This is a genomic window from Pseudomonas sp. GW821-FHT09C08 (assembly GCF_059418125.1).
Map to the genome: position 1 here is coordinate 84,383 of NZ_JBWKPG010000010.1, position 14,276 is coordinate 98,658.

11 protein-coding genes are annotated in these 14,276 nt (G+C 64.2%); 9 read left to right on the top strand and 2 right to left on the bottom strand.

The features are described from left to right. Positions 1 to 236: 236 nt before the first annotated feature. The 6 genes from AC07OJ_RS26905 to AC07OJ_RS26930 all read left to right on the top strand — a co-directional run bounded on the left by AC07OJ_RS26905 (position 237) and on the right by AC07OJ_RS26930 (position 7,181). Entirely contained in the window at positions 237 to 1,820 is a 1,584-nt protein-coding gene (locus AC07OJ_RS26905) for an ABC transporter substrate-binding protein (RefSeq protein WP_065904090.1), read from the top strand. Then, positions 1,817 to 2,794, top strand: coding sequence for an ABC transporter permease (locus AC07OJ_RS26910; protein WP_495095536.1), 978 nt, complete (start codon positions 1,817 to 1,819; stop codon positions 2,792 to 2,794). Before AC07OJ_RS26905 ends, AC07OJ_RS26910 begins: the two co-directional genes overlap by 4 nt. Beyond that, entirely contained in the window at positions 2,794 to 3,621 is an 828-nt protein-coding gene (locus AC07OJ_RS26915) for an ABC transporter permease (protein WP_282396963.1), read from the top strand. The genes AC07OJ_RS26910 and AC07OJ_RS26915 overlap by 1 nt, the downstream gene beginning before the upstream one ends. Then, entirely contained in the window at positions 3,618 to 5,282 is a 1,665-nt protein-coding gene (locus AC07OJ_RS26920) for an ABC transporter ATP-binding protein (protein WP_106803298.1), read from the top strand. The genes AC07OJ_RS26915 and AC07OJ_RS26920 overlap by 4 nt, the downstream gene beginning before the upstream one ends. Beyond that, complete coding sequence (locus AC07OJ_RS26925; protein ID WP_495095537.1) at positions 5,279 to 6,115, top strand: alpha/beta fold hydrolase; 837 nt, start codon at positions 5,279 to 5,281, stop codon at positions 6,113 to 6,115. The genes AC07OJ_RS26920 and AC07OJ_RS26925 overlap by 4 nt, the downstream gene beginning before the upstream one ends. Before the next feature lie 145 nt (positions 6,116 to 6,260). After that, positions 6,261 to 7,181 (top strand): ATP-binding cassette domain-containing protein, encoded by a 921-nt coding sequence (locus AC07OJ_RS26930; RefSeq protein WP_065904067.1) that lies wholly within the window; start codon positions 6,261 to 6,263, stop codon positions 7,179 to 7,181. A 2-nt stretch (positions 7,182 to 7,183) separates the two neighbouring features. On the opposite strand, the gene arnT is transcribed toward AC07OJ_RS26930, so the two are convergent. Next, entirely contained in the window at positions 7,184 to 8,842 is a 1,659-nt protein-coding gene (gene arnT / locus AC07OJ_RS26935) for a lipid IV(A) 4-amino-4-deoxy-L-arabinosyltransferase (protein ID WP_495095538.1), read from the bottom strand. A gap of 185 nt (positions 8,843 to 9,027) precedes the next feature. Then, the gene (gene pmrG / locus AC07OJ_RS26940) at positions 9,028 to 9,708 is read right to left on the bottom strand and encodes a lipopolysaccharide core heptose(II)-phosphate phosphatase PmrG (RefSeq protein ID WP_262134143.1); all 681 of its coding nucleotides are present in this window, start codon (positions 9,706 to 9,708) and stop codon (positions 9,028 to 9,030) included. A gap of 271 nt (positions 9,709 to 9,979) precedes the next feature. Between pmrG and AC07OJ_RS26945 the strand changes: the two genes are divergently transcribed. Genes AC07OJ_RS26945 through AC07OJ_RS26955 form a run of 3 tightly spaced genes read left to right on the top strand, consistent with a single transcriptional unit; the run spans position 9,980 to position 14,152 of the window. After that, positions 9,980 to 10,639, top strand: a complete 660-nt coding sequence (locus AC07OJ_RS26945; protein WP_495095539.1) for an ABC transporter ATP-binding protein — start codon at positions 9,980 to 9,982, stop codon at positions 10,637 to 10,639. Beyond that, entirely contained in the window at positions 10,636 to 13,098 is a 2,463-nt protein-coding gene (locus AC07OJ_RS26950; protein WP_495095540.1) for an ABC transporter permease, read from the top strand. Before AC07OJ_RS26945 ends, AC07OJ_RS26950 begins: the two co-directional genes overlap by 4 nt. After that, the gene (locus AC07OJ_RS26955) at positions 13,088 to 14,152 is read left to right on the top strand and encodes a lipocalin-like domain-containing protein (RefSeq protein WP_495095541.1); all 1,065 of its coding nucleotides are present in this window, start codon (positions 13,088 to 13,090) and stop codon (positions 14,150 to 14,152) included. Before AC07OJ_RS26950 ends, AC07OJ_RS26955 begins: the two co-directional genes overlap by 11 nt. Positions 14,153 to 14,276: the final 124 nt, after the last annotated feature.

Genomic DNA, 14,276 nt, shown 5'->3' on the forward strand with positions numbered 1-14,276 from the left:
CATGTGGGCGCTGGCGCCTGCGAGAGCGGTGGGTCGGCGATGGATTTGTTGGCTGAGACACCGCCATCGCCGGCAAGCTGGCTCCTGCAGGGGCTGTTGCTTTTTGCACACTCACGCAGGCCGCTGTGGTTTTTTCATCACCTTGCCGGGCCTTTGGCTCAGCAATCCCCCGTCAATACCCCCATGGCACAGCCCTTGCAAAATCCCTCGCCTGTCTTTCCAGTCGAGGAGCCTTCATGCGCCCATTTTCTTTCCGCCGTGCCCTCACCTCCGTGGCACTGTGCACCGCGTTGCTGGCCGGCCAGGCACTGGCGCAACCCCAGGACGGCGGGGTGCTGAACCTGGTGGCCCAGCCGGAGCCGCCATCGCTGATGCACGGCGTGGTCAGCCACGTGTCCACCCAATACGTGAGCGGCAAGGTGCTGCAGGGCCTGTTGACCTTCGACACCGACCTCAACCCCAAGCCGGTACTGGCCAAGGCCTGGACGATTTCCCCCGACGGCCTCACCTACACCTTCGACCTGCAGGACGGCGTGCATTGGCACGACGGCCCGGCGTTGACCGCCGATGATGTGGTGTTCAGCTTCCAGACCTTCTACCCCGAGGTCGACAAGCGCCTCGGCGGGATCATCACCGAATACGTCGACAGCATCACCGCCAAGGGCCCGCTGCAAGTGGTCTTCCACCTGAAGAAACCCTTCGCGCCATTGCTCTCGGCCCTCGGCAGCGGCCTGCGCCCGGTGGTGCCCAAGCACCTCTATGAGCACACCGATTTTCGCAACAACCCCTACAACCTCAAGCCGGTGGGCACCGGGCCGTTTGTATTCGTGGAGTGGAAACGCGGCGCCTACATCAAGCTGGCCAAGAACCCCAATTACTGGAAAAAAGGCCTGCCGCACCTCGACAGCATCATCTTTCACGTGATCCCCGATGGCTCTTCGCGCGCCGCCGCGTTCGAGCGCAATGACGTGCAAGTGCTGCGCAGCGGTGATGCGGATTACGCCGACCTCAAGCGGCTCAGCGCCTTGCCGAATGTGCAGTCCTCGGAGAAAGGCTGGGAGCTGTATGCCGGCCTGGCCTTCCTGCAGATCAACACACGCAAGCCACCGCTGAACAACCCCAAGGTGCGCCAGGCGATCCTGTACGCGCTGAATCGCCAGTTCATCGTCGACAACATCTTCTTCGGTTCGGGCAAGGTCGCCCAGGGTGAGTTTGTCTCGACCACGCCGTACCACGACCCGCAGTTGCCGCAGTACACCTATGACGTGAAAAAGGCCAAGGCGCTGATTGCCGAGTCCGGCGTGGACGTCGGCGCGGTGCGCATCCGCCTGCTCAATGGCGAGAAGGGCGGTGCCTGGGAGCGCCTGGCCGAATACACCAAGCAGGCCCTGCAGCCGTTGGGCTTCAAGGTGCAGGTGGTGACGTCCGATGCGGCGACCTGGTTCCAGCGCGTGAGTGATTGGGACTTTGACCTGACCTACAACTTTATCTTCCAGATCGGCGACCCGTACCTGACCAGTGCCTACCTGTTCCGCTCCGACTACATCCTCAAGACCTCGCCGTTCGCCAACGTCAGCGGCTACAACAGCCCCGAGGCGGATGCGCTGTGGAGCAAAATCGCGGATACCCCGGAAGGCCCCGAGCGCAAGCAACTCTTCAGCCAACTGGAAAACGTGCTGAACACCGACCTGCCCATCGCGCCGATCTTCGAAATGCGCTACCCGACGCTGTTCCACACCCAGGTGAAAAACCTGCTGCAGACCGCCACCAGCCTTAACGAAGACTACGAAAGCGTGTACCTCGAGGCGCCGGCACCATGAATGGCGTGCTGTATATTGGTGGGCGCCTGGGCAAGGCGCTGCTGATGGTGGTGGCCGTGCTGGTGTTGAGCTTTTTGTTGATTCACCTCGCGCCGGGTGACCCGGCGCTGCTGCTGGCCGGCGAGGCCGGGGTGGATGATGTGCAGTTCATCGCGCAATTGCGCCAGACCATGGGTTTGGACAAACCGCTGCTCCAGCAACTGCTGATTTACCTGGGCAATATCGCGCACCTCGACCTCGGTTACTCCTACCGCAACCAGACCGCGGTGTGGTCGCTGATCGCCGAGCGCTTGCCGGCGACCCTGGCGTTGATGGGCTCGGCGTTCGTGCTGTCGTCGGTGCTGGGGGTGACCCTTGGCGTGCTGGCGGCGCGCGCGCGGCAGAAGCGCCATTGGCTCGATGGCCTGATTTCCCACGGCGCCTTGCTGCTGTATGCGATGCCGTCGTTCTGGCTGGCGATGCTGCTGATCCTGCTGTTCTCGGTGAGCCTGGACTGGTTGCCGGCATTTGGCATGGAGACTGTGGGCCGCGACTTTTCGCTGCTTGATCGCCTGCAGCACTTGCTGTTGCCGTGCCTGTCGCTGAGCGTGATGTTCCTCGCGTTGTACATCCACCTGACCCGCGCCGCCGTGCTCGATGCCCTTGCCCAGGAGTACGTGCGCACCGCGCACGCCAAGGGCTTGCACCCACGGCGGATTCTCTGGGTGCATGTGCTGCGCAACGCGTTGTTGCCGGTGGTGACCTTTGCCGGCTTGCAACTCGGCCAGCTGGCCAGCGTCGCCTTGCTGGTGGAGGTGGTCTATTCCTGGCCCGGCATCGGGCGCTTGATGTATGACTCGCTGGCCCAGCGCGACTATGGCGTGTTGATGGGCGGCTTCCTGGTGATCTCGATGCTGGTGGTCGGTTTTAACGTGTTGACGGACGTGCTCTGCCGCGTGCTCGACCCGCGTATTGGCGCTGGAGGGCAGGGCTGATGCGGTTGTTGAAGCGCTTTGTGCGCCAACCCTCGGCGCTGATCGGCGCGGTGTTTTTGCTGGTGCTGGCCGCCTTGGCGATTGCTGCACCGTGGCTGACCAGCAGCTCGCCGTGGGAAATGAACGGCCAGCCGATGCTGGCGCCGTTCCATGATCCGGCCCATTGGCTGGGCAGTGACCTGCTTGGCCGCGACCTCGGTGTCGGCTTGCTGTATGGCGCGCGAGTGTCACTGGCCGTGGGCGTGCTGACCAGCCTGGCGACTTTGCTGATGGGCCTGCTCGTGGGCGCCATCGCCGGCTACTTCGGCGGTTGGGTCGACGGCGTGCTGATGCGCATCGCCGAGTTCTTCCAGATCATCCCGCAACTGGTGCTGGCGGTGATCCTGGTGGCGGTGCTGGAACCGTCCCTGGGCACCATCGTGCTGGCGATTGCACTGGTGGCGTGGCCGGCCGTCGCGCGGTTGGTGCGCAGTGAATTCCTCACCCTGCGCCAACGCGAATTCGTGCAGGCGGCGCGGGTGTTGGGCCAGTCGCCGTGGGGGATCATCAGCCAACAGATCCTGCCGAATGCGCTGGCGCCGTTGCTGGTGGTCATGACCTTTGTGATGGCCACGGCAATCCTCACCGAATCCGCCCTGGCATTCCTCGGCCTCAGCGACCCCGAGGCGATGAGCTGGGGCTACATGATCAACGCCTCCCGTGGCCTGCTGCGCGATGCGTGGTGGATGAGCTTCCTGCCGGGGCTGGCAATTGCATTGTGCGTGCTGGCGGTAAATCAGGTCGGCGAAGGCCTGCGCGTGGCATTTGAACCAGAGAGGTCGCTATGACGTTATTGAGTGTCGAGCACCTGCGCATCGCCTTGCCGCCGGGAGCCGACCGCAGCCATGCGCTGTATGACCTGTCGCTGCAGGTGCGCAGCGGCGAATGCCTGTGTGTGGTGGGCGAGTCCGGGTCGGGAAAGTCGATGTTGGCCAAGGCGCTGTTGCGCCAGTTGCCGCGCCCGTTGAGCGTGCAAAGCGGGCGACTCCTGTTTCGCGGCGAAGACCTGGCGGCGCGCAGCGAAGCGGCCATGCGCGAACTGCGCGGGCGCCACATCAGCATGGTCTTTCAGGAGCCGATGAGCGCGCTGAACCCGCTGTTGCGGGTGGGCGAGCAGATCGATGAAACCCTGCGCGCCCACGGGGTGAAATCCGCCAGTGCACGGCGCGCCCGGGTGGTGGAGTTGCTCGGCTATGTCGGCTTGCCGGACCCTGAGCGCCTGCGCCTGGCCTATCCGTTCGAGCTTTCCGGTGGCCAGCGCCAGCGCGTGGTGATCGCCATGGCCCTGGCATTCGATCCGGCGCTGTTGATTGCCGATGAACCGACCTCGGCCCTGGACGTGACCACCCAGGCGCAGATCCTCGAGCTGTTGCGCCGCATCCAGCAGGACAAGGGCATGGCGCTGCTGTTTATCACGCATGATTTTGCCGTGGTCGAGGCGATTGCCGACCGCGTGCTGGTGCTGGAAAAGGGCCAGGTGGTGGAGCAGGGCAGCGCCCGGCAGGTATTGCGCGAGCCGCAGGCCGCCTACACGCGGCAATTGCTTGCGGCAGTGTCGGCCCAACCCTTGGCACCGCGCACCACGGTGGACGGTGCGGTGGTGCTCAAGGCCGAGCGACTGGGCAAGGTGTTCAGTCGCCGCACGGGCTGGTGGAGCAAGCACACCACGCGGGCGCTGGACGCCGTGGGGTTGCAGGTCCGTGAAGGCGAGACCCTCGGCATTGTCGGTGAGTCGGGCTCGGGCAAATCCACCCTGGGCCGCTGCCTGGTGCGCTTGCTGCGCGCCGACAGCGGCCAGATCGAATGGCTGGGCCAGGACGTTGCAGGGTTGTCCGAAGCCCGCCTGCGCCCGTTGCGCAGCGAAGTGCAGATGATCTTCCAGGACCCGTTTGCCTCGCTCAACCCACGCCAGACCGTCGGGCGCATCATCATGACCGGGCCGTTGGTGCAGGGGCGCACCCGCGCCGACGCCGAACAGCGGGCGCGGGCCTTGCTGGAACTGGTAGGCCTGCCCGCCACGGCGTTCGAACGCTACCCCCATGAGTTCTCCGGTGGCCAGCGCCAGCGTATCGGCATCGCCCGCGCCTTGGCGGTGGAGCCCAAGGTGCTGATCGCCGATGAGTGCGTTTCGGCCCTGGATGCGTTGATCCAGGTGCAGATCCTGGAACTGCTGGAGTCGCTGCAACGGCGGCTGAAATTAAGCATCATTTTTATCACCCATGACCTGCGTGTCGCGGCGCGTCTGTGCGACCGCATTGCGGTGATGCAGAACGGCCGGGTGGTCGAGCAGGGCGACACGGCGACGCTGTTTGCCGATGCGCGCCATCCCTATACCCGGACCTTGTTGCACTGTGGCGGTCGGCTTGCCGGCGATAGCGCCCTGTCGAGCGCTGCCACGTCCGAATCTTTCATCGCCGGCACACCGGCGCCTACCCAAGGCTGTGTATGACGTTCTCTTTTGCCGATCTACCCGTGGTGCGCGGCGAGTTGCTGGAAATCCGCCCCAATCGCACCTTGAGCATTGCCCACCACGTGGGCACCACCCAGGCCGACACCGTGGTGTTTTTCTGCCATGGCGCCGGCGGCAACAAGGACCAATGGCGTCTGCAATGGCCGGCGCTCAAGGCCGCAGGCTACAGCCTGGTGGCCTGGGACCTGCTGGGCCATGGCGACAGTGGTCGGCCACGCAATGCCCAGGCCTACGCCTGGTCCGAGCTGGTGGCCGACTACCTGGCGATCCTGCAGCGCTACGCCGGCACGCGTAACCTGCTTGTCGCGCACTCCTTCGGCACCGGCCTGAGCCTCAGCGCGTTGCTGGCCAAGCCCACCGCGCGCTTCGACGCGGCATTGCTGTTGGGTGCGCGCCTTCACCGCCCTGTGGTCAACGGCGGGTTGATGGCCTTGCCGGCGTGGCTCCTGGAATGGCTGCGCCCGGTCTTGGCCAAGGGCTTTCGCAAGCATGCCTGGCATGCCTCGGTCGACCCGGCGCTGGTGGCTTACGAAGAGAAACTCACCGAGCGCAACCGCCTGCACATGTTCAAGGCCCTGACCAGTAAGGCCCAATGGCCGGATGCGCAACAGATCCCCAGCCTGACATTACCGGTCAGTGTGCTGGCCGGTGACAGCGATGGCCTGACCCCTGCCAGCGGTGGCCAGGCGCTGGCTGAACAATTGCCGAATGCTGACTTCCAGCTGCTGGAGGCCTGTGGTCATCAATTGATGCTGGAGAAGCCTGCCTTGGTGCTGAAAGCATTCAACAAACTGCTGGCAAGGGGCTTATAACTCAAAATCTTTTTGCTATGCGATTCAGCTATTGGATTGTTCATAAGGTAATGCATTTAATCCGAGGCCTAACTCATTGTTGTGCTGAATAAATCAGCGCCCTCGTGCGTTGCAATGAGCCATCGTTTCGCCTTAGAGATTCGCCATGAGCAACCTCGTTGCCCCCGTGCCCCTGGTCCGCCTGCTGGACCTGAGCAAGTCCTTTGGTGCCCAGCGGGCGCTGGATCAGGTCAATCTGGATATTTATCCGGGGGAAGGGGTGGCAGTGTTGGGGGCCAGCGGCGCGGGCAAGTCGACCCTGGTGAAAATCCTCAGCGGCAGCCTCGCGCCGGACACTGGCGAAGTGTGGGTGGCGGGGCAGCGCCAACGTTTCACTTCGCCGTTATCGGCGCGCCGCGTTGGCATTGTGGCGGTGCACCAATGTCCCGATGATGCCATCGCGCCGGGGCTGAGCGTGGCCGAAAACCTGTTGCTCGACGAACTGGGCCAGCCTGACGCCGACTTCCTGCTCAACCGCAAAAGCCTGTTGCAACGTGCCGAAGCCATCGCCGCCGGGCTGGGCCTGGAGCTGCCGTTGCAACTCCCGGTAGAGCGCCTGGGCCAGGCCGACCGCCAACTGCTGGTGCTGGCGCGCGCGTTTGCCCTGCACCCCAAGCTGCTGATTCTCGACGAACCCACCGCTGCCCTCTCGGCCGCCGACGCCGAACGCCTGCTCGGGCTGATCGACAGCCAGCGCGCGCGTGGCGTGGCGATCCTGTGCATCTCGCAACGCTTGTCCGACCTGCAACGGGTGACCAACCGCGCGATTGTGCTGCAGCAAGGGCGCCTCACCGGCGACCTCAATACCCGGCATCTGCCGAGTGCGGCTTACACCCTGTTTGGCGACACGGCCGAACATCCACCCATCACTGCGGACAAAGCCTTGCCGGTGCCATTCCTGGAACGCTTTACCCGCGCCGGGTTTATCCGCAACCGGGCGGAGGGGCGGGCGGTGCAGGAGCAGGTGCTGGGAAGCGGCGTCGCACCGACCGAAGAGGTCAGCCCTGCAACGTCCAAACCGCGCTGACCTCACTGCAACGGCGGATACACAATCAATTCCAGATAGCCTTTGTGATAACGCTTGCCGCCTGGCGGCAGTTGCCCGGCCTCGCGCATTTCACTGGTGCTGTTGACGCGCATCAGCACGGCGACCGAACCGTGCTGGCGGGCCTCGCTGATCCAGGCCTGGACCTGTTCCAGTTCCACCTTGCGGTGCATCGAGCCCGCGTACTGCAAGCCGTAGCGCAGTTCACCTTCGGTGTCGTACAGCGACACTTGCGTGCGCTTGAGACGCCAGGCCAGGGCGCTGGCGTTTTCCAGGGAGTTGGCCAGCAACGCCTGGGTTTGCTGCAGTTCGTTCATATGCTCCAGCACGAACTGGTCGGGCATTTCGTTATCGGCGATCTGTGCCGGCATGCTCGCCGGCAACAGGATCACCAGCAAGCCAATGCCCAGGGTCGGCATCGCCCACAGCGTCAACGGACGGAAGGCTTGCAGCAGGTTGCTGAGGATCCACACCAGCAGCACGATAAAGGCCAGGGACAGGCCGAACATTTCGGCATGGCTGTGGCCATACAGCGGCCGGGCGATTTGCAGGTAGATCAGGCCGATCATCGCGGCCATGCCGATTGCGAAGTTGAGCAGGCCATTGAGGCTGATCGTGCGTGCGCGGCCGTTGTCGAGCAGGTCGACCAGCGTGTGCCCCATCAACAGCGCCAGGGGCAGCAGGCACGGCATGATATAGGTCGGCAGCTTGCCGTTGCTCAGGCTGAAGAACCCCAGCGGCAACAGCAGCCACAGGGCCAGGAAGGCGATCGCCGGCTGGCGCTTTTCGCGCCAGGTGGTGCGCAGGGTCGAGGGCAGCAGGCCGGCCCAGGGCAGGCAGGACACGGCGATGATCGGCAGGAAAAACCACCACGGGCGTACGTGCTGCGCATCGTCGGCGCTGAAGCGGCGAATGTGTTCATTCCAGAAAAAGAAGCGCCAGAAGTCCGGTTCCTGCAGATGGATCGCCACCACCCAAGGCAAGCACACCAGGACCGCCACGCCCACGGCCAACGGGCCATAGCGCAGCAATTCGCCCAGGCGCCGTTGCCAGAGCATGTAGGGCACGGCAATCAGCACCGGCAACGCCCAAGCGAGGAACCCCTTGGTCATGAAGCCCATCGCGCAGGCCAGGCCCACCACGGCCCAGGCTAGCAGGCGTCCACGGGTGCTGGTGCTGTCGAGGGCAAACCACAGGGCAACCAGGCTGAGGTTGACCCACAGGGTAAATTGCGGATCGAGGTTGGAATACCCGGCTTGCCCGGCCACCAGGCCAAAGCTCAGGTACAGCAGGGCGCAGGTGAAAGACTTGCGCGGGGTGTTCCACAGGCGGCGGGCGATCACATAAGCCAGCAGCACACTCAAGCCGGTGGTCAGGGCCGAGGCGATGCGCACACCGAACAGGTTCTGGCCGAACACGGCCTGGCCCAGGGCGATCAGCCAATAGCCGCCGGCGGGTTTTTCGAAATAGCGAATGCCCATGTAATGCGGCGCGACCCAGTTGCCGCTCAGCAGCATTTCCTGGCTGACCTGGGCGTAGCGGGTTTCGTCCGGGGTCCACAGGCCGTGCAGGCCCAGCGGCAACAGGTAAAAGGCGGCGAAGGCCAATAACAACAACGGCAGGGGTTTGAATCGGATCGTCACAACGTCGCTCCTTGACGTGTACTGGCAAACATTTGCAGTAAGAAAGTAATAGCGGAAAACATCAAAACGTTCACTGAGTGACAGAAGATATTCATGACGTCCTTAATTAAAAGGCGCAACTAAACATGCCAGAACATGGCTGTCTTTTTGCTGAACATAGAGGGTGGCGGCGGGCAGGAAAGTACTTACAGTTGTTTTAACGCGGCTGGCCAGTCCTGATTATTGACCAGGCCCAGGGTCTTGAATTTGCCGTTGGGCAAGACCTGCACGAACAGCGCGCTGCCGTACTCGGGGAAGGTGGCGTGGGGGAAACCCAGGGTGCTTTCGAAGTCGGCGATGCAGCCGCTGTGGGTGACGAACACCAGGTTGCGCCCCGGGGTCTTGTGGCTGAGCAACTCTTCGCCCATGGCCGCACCGCAGACGGCTTGCTGGCCGGAGGTCAGCTCGTTTTTACCGAACATGAACCGCAGGGTCTGGGCGGTCCGAATGGCCGGGCTGGCAAGCACATCGCTGCCGTCCATGCCCAGTGCCTTGAAGGCCTTGCCGAGGTTTTCGGCTTGTTGGCTGCCTTTGATCGTCAGGCCTTCCACCGGCCCCAGGCAAGCATTCGACGAGCGGTCGCAGCGCTCTTCATGACGCACCAGCACGATCAGGTCACCGTCGCGCCACAGCGGCAGTACCTGGGAGGTCAGCAGGCGGTTGCCCACCCCCAGGTCACGCGGTGACGCCGGCCACAGCAGGCTGGCGGTGAGCAACAGGCTGATCACTACAATCCCCAGCCACAGCGGTTGCAGCCGCTTGATGACGGCCCTGCGCGAGCGTGGTTTGGTCAGGGTCAGGTCAACCACTTCATTCACCTTGGGCACTGTTGGCAGTGTTGTATTAGTTAGCTGACGCAACGTGTTGGCGAATGCCCGCAGTATGACTTGAGGCTGGCACAGGACGGCTGTCTTTTCGCTGAACACGTGGCGGGTAAAAGTTGTCAGGCGTGGCAACTAACAAGTTGCCGATACCTGACGCTTGGCCGGTAATTTAAAGTGCGGTGGGTGGGCAACCGGTGAAATCCATGTGAAAAATTTGCGTGGCCGCCATCACCAGCCGTTATTCTCGATGGCCACCCCTCACACGAGTGTTCCCATGCTGCAGGTGCAAGGTATTTTCAAAAGCTATGCCACGCCCCAAGGCCCGTTGGCGGTGTTGGCCGGTGTCGACCTGCACCTGGCCGCGCGCAGCAGCCTGGCGCTGATGGGCGAATCCGGCAGCGGCAAGAGCACGCTTCTGCACCTGGTGGCCGGGCTCGATCGGGTGGACGGCGGCAGCATCCAGGTGGGCGAGCAGCGTCTCGACCAACTCGGCGAAGCGCAACTGGCGCATTGGCGACGCACTGAAATCGGCCTGGTGTTCCAGCAGTTCAACCTGATCGGCAGTTTGCGCGTCGACGACAACCTGGCATTCCAGGCGCGCCTGGCGGGGCGCTTCGATGCCCGGTGGCAGGCGCAACTGGTGGAGCGCCTGGGCCTGGGTGACTTGCTCAAGCGTTATCCGGAACAACTCTCGGGTGGCCAACAGCAACGGGTGGCGGTGGGGCGCGCACTGGCTTCGCGCCCGGGGTTGCTGTTGGCCGACGAGCCCACCGGCAACCTCGACGAAGCCACCAGCGACGAAGTCCTGCAACTGTTGCTGGACCTGCTGCGTGACAGCCCCACCAGCCTGTTGATGGTCACCCACAGCCCGCGGATCGCTGCGCGACTGGACCGCCAGGTGGTGTTGCATCGCGGACAGGTGGTGCCGACGTGAGTGTGTTTTATTGGACGGTGCGCGCCTTGCTCAGCCATTGGCGGCGCCATCCGGTGCAGTTCTTCAGCGTGCTCACCGGCTTGTGGCTGGCCACCGCCCTGTTGACCGGCGTGCAGGCCCTCAACAGCCAGGCGCGCGACAGTTATGCGCGCGCCAGCCAGTTGATCGGCGGCGAGCCCCAGGCCAGCCTCAGTACGCCGGACGGCGCGAGTTTCCCGCAGTTGCTGTTTGCCCAATTGCGCCGCGCCGGGTGGCCGGTGTCGCCGGTGGTACAGGGGCGGGTGCAGCTCCAGGGCCACGAGGACATGCGCCTGCAACTGATGGGCATCGACCCGGTGTCGCTGCCCGGCAGTGGCGCAGTGGCGGGGCAGCGTCTGAACCAGGCGCAAATGCTGGCGTTCTTCGATCCGCCCGGGCGTACCTGGATCGCGCCGCAGACCTTGCAGGCCCTGGGGCTGCGCGCCGGTGAGCAGCCGCTCACGCTGAACGGGCAGCGCCTGCCACCGTTGCAAGTCCAGCCGGACATGGCGCCGGGGCTGTTGCTTACCGATATCGGCTTCGCCCAGCCGCTCCTGGCGATGCCCGACCGACTGTCACGACTGCTGGTAGACAAGGCGTTTGCCGCCGGCCATCCCACGCCACCTGTCGAACTGCAACTCAAGCAGGGCGAGGACAACAACCTCGCGCGCCTCACCGAGAGCTTTCACCTGAACCTCGACGCGCTGGGCTTCCTGTCCTTCGTGGTCGGGCTGTTTATCGTGCACGCGGCCATCGGCCTGGCCCTTGAGCAACGGCGCGGGCTGCTGCGCACCCTGCGTGCCTGTGGGGTGAGCGCACGCATGTTGATCCTCGGCCTGGGGGTCGAGCTGGGCGCCTTGTCGTTGCTTGGCGGTGTGCTCGGCGTCGCCAGTGGCTACCTGCTCGCGAGCTTGCTGCTGCCGGACGTGGCGGCCAGCCTGCGCGGCCTGTATGGCGCCGAGGTGCCAGGGCAATTGAGCTTGAGCCCAGGGTGGTGGCTGGCGGGACTCGGCTTGAGCCTGCTCGGTGCCTTGCTCGCGGGTGCCAGCAGCCTGTGGCGGGCGGCGCGCCTGCCGTTGCTGGCGCTGGCCAATGCCCAGGCCTGGCACGAGGCCCACGGGCGCTGGTTGCGACGCCAGGGTTGGGTCGCGGGCACGGCCTTGCTGATCGCGGTGCTGGCGCTGTGGCTGGGCGATAGCCTGGCGGCCGGCTTTGTGCTGATGGCCGCGCTGCTGCTCGGCGCCGCCCTGGGGTTGCCGGTACTGCTCAATACCTTGCTCAAAGCGGTACTCGGACGCAGCCGCTCGGTGCTCGGCCAATGGTTTCTCGCCGACTGTCGCCAGCAATTGCCGGCCTTGAGCCTGGCGCTGATGGCCCTGCTGTTGGCGCTGGCAGCGAATATCGGCGCGGGCTCGATGACCTCGGGTTTTCGTCACACCTTCAATAACTGGCTGGAGCAGCGCCTCACCGCCGAGCTGTACCTCAATCCCCAGACCCCGGCCCAGGCCGAACAACTCAACACTTGGCTCAAGCAACAACCGCTGGTGCAGACCGTGCTGCCGACCTGGCAGGTCGCGGTGCAATTGCAGGGCTGGCCGGCGGATCTGTTTGGCGTGGTCGATGACCCGACCTATCGCCAGCACTGGCCATTGCTGGAGGCGGTGAGTGAGCCGTGGGATCAGTTGCAGCACCACGACACGTTGATGCTCAGCGAGCAATTGGCGCGGCGGCTGGCGATCAAGCTGGGCGACACGCTGAGCATTCCCACGCCGCAGGGCGTGTGGTCACCGACGCTGGTGGGGATCTACGCCGATTATGGCAATCCCAAGGGTCACATGCTGGTCAATGCCGCACACCTGCTGGCCCACTGGCCGACCCTATCACCGGCGCGGTTCAACCTGCGGGTGTTGCCGGCGGATGTGCCGCCGCTGGTCCAGGCGGTGCAACGGGCCTTTGCCCTGGAAGACAGCCGCATCGTCGATCAACAGCAGCTCAAGGGCTGGTCGAGCCAGGTGTTCGAGCGCACCTTTGCCGCCACCGCGGCGCTTAACAGCCTCACCCTCGGCGTGGCCGGGGTGGCACTGTTCATCAGCCTGCTGACCCAGAGTCAAAGCCGCCTGGGCCAACTCGCACCGCTATGGGCGCTGGGCGTGACGCGCCGCCAATTGATGCTGCTGAACCTGGGCCAGACCTGGCTGTTGGCGGTGCTCACGCTGATCCTGGCATTGCCCCTGGGCTTGCTGCTGGCGTGGTGCCTGGATGCGGTGATCAACGTGCAAGCGTTTGGCTGGCGCCTGCCCCTGCAGGTGTTTCCTTGGCAACTGGCGCAATTGCTCGGGCTGGCATTGCTCGCCACGTTGCTGGCCTCGGCCTGGCCGTTGTGGCAGTTGTACCGCAGCCGTCCGGCGGACCTGTTGAGGACGTTTGCGCATGAAGATTAAATCCTTGCTGTGGCTGGCGCTGTTACTGGTGAGCGCGTGCGACCAGGCGCCCGCACCACCGGAAAGTTTCGCCGGCCTGGGCAGCGATGCGGCGGACTTCAGCCAGGTAGTGCCGGGCAAGGTCTTCAGTTTTCCCGAGGACCATGGGCCGCATGCTGGCTTTCGCATTGAATGGTGGTACGTCACCGCCAACCTCAAGGATGCGCAGGGCAACGTGTTTGGCGTGCAATGGACGCTGTTTCGCAACGCCCTCAAGGCCGGGCCGACGCAAACCGGCTGGCAGGACGCGACAGTCTGGCTCGGCCACGCCGCCGTCACCTCAGCCACCCGCCATTACGCCGCCGAACGCTATGCCCGCGGCGGCGTCGGCCAGGCTGGCGCCCAGGCCGTGCCGTTCAACGCCTGGATCGACGACTGGAACTTCGCCAGCCGCCCCGGTGCCTTGAGCCCCTTGGCCGATATGCAACTCAAGGCCAGCGGCGCGCACTTTGCCTATGACCTGCACCTGACTTCCAGCCGCCCGCTGGTGCTGCAGGGTAATAACGGCTACAGCCGCAAATCCGACCAGGGCCAGGCCTCGTACTACTACAGCCAGCCGTTTTTCAGTGCCAGCGGCAGCGTGAGCATCGACGGCCAGGTGTACCAAGTCACGGGCCCTGCGTGGCTGGATCGCGAATGGAGCAGTCAACCCCTGAGCGCGAGCCAGACCGGCTGGGACTGGTTCTCCCTGCACCTGGACCGTGGCGAGCAGTTGATGCTGTTTCGCGTGCGGCAAACCGATGGCGGGTCCTACCTGACCGGCACCTGGATCGACCACGAAGGCCACACGCAAACCCTGCACAACGTCGATATCCAACTGACCCCGTTGGACACCACGACGCTCGACGGGCGCAAACTGCCTACGCGCTGGTCCCTGAAAATTCCCGGCAAACACCTCGACATCACCCCTGAAGCCGTCAACCCCAACGCCTGGATGAACCTGAGCATTCCGTACTGGGAAGGACCCGTGCGGTTCGACGGTGGGGTGGGTTACCTGGAAATGACCGGTTATTAGGGTATTTCTGTAGGGGCTGTTTCTTCTTCAGGTAGGCAGCTTCCTAAATGCAATTCGATCGCCCTGGGCTGGTGTCCGGGACGGGGTCGTTTTTTTTCGAAAAAATACTGTACATCCATCCAGT

Coding starts and splice junctions, on each gene's coding strand:
- AC07OJ_RS26905 (WP_065904090.1), top strand. CDS start 237: ATGCGCCCATTTTCTTTCCGCCGTGCCCTCACCTCCGTGGCACTGTGC.
- AC07OJ_RS26910 (WP_495095536.1), top strand. CDS start 1,817: ATGAATGGCGTGCTGTATATTGGTGGGCGCCTGGGCAAGGCGCTGCTG.
- AC07OJ_RS26915 (WP_282396963.1), top strand. CDS start 2,794: ATGCGGTTGTTGAAGCGCTTTGTGCGCCAACCCTCGGCGCTGATCGGC.
- AC07OJ_RS26920 (WP_106803298.1), top strand. CDS start 3,618: ATGACGTTATTGAGTGTCGAGCACCTGCGCATCGCCTTGCCGCCGGGA.
- AC07OJ_RS26925 (WP_495095537.1), top strand. CDS start 5,279: ATGACGTTCTCTTTTGCCGATCTACCCGTGGTGCGCGGCGAGTTGCTG.
- AC07OJ_RS26930 (WP_065904067.1), top strand. CDS start 6,261: ATGAGCAACCTCGTTGCCCCCGTGCCCCTGGTCCGCCTGCTGGACCTG.
- AC07OJ_RS26945 (WP_495095539.1), top strand. CDS start 9,980: ATGCTGCAGGTGCAAGGTATTTTCAAAAGCTATGCCACGCCCCAAGGC.
- AC07OJ_RS26955 (WP_495095541.1), top strand. CDS start 13,088: ATGAAGATTAAATCCTTGCTGTGGCTGGCGCTGTTACTGGTGAGCGCG.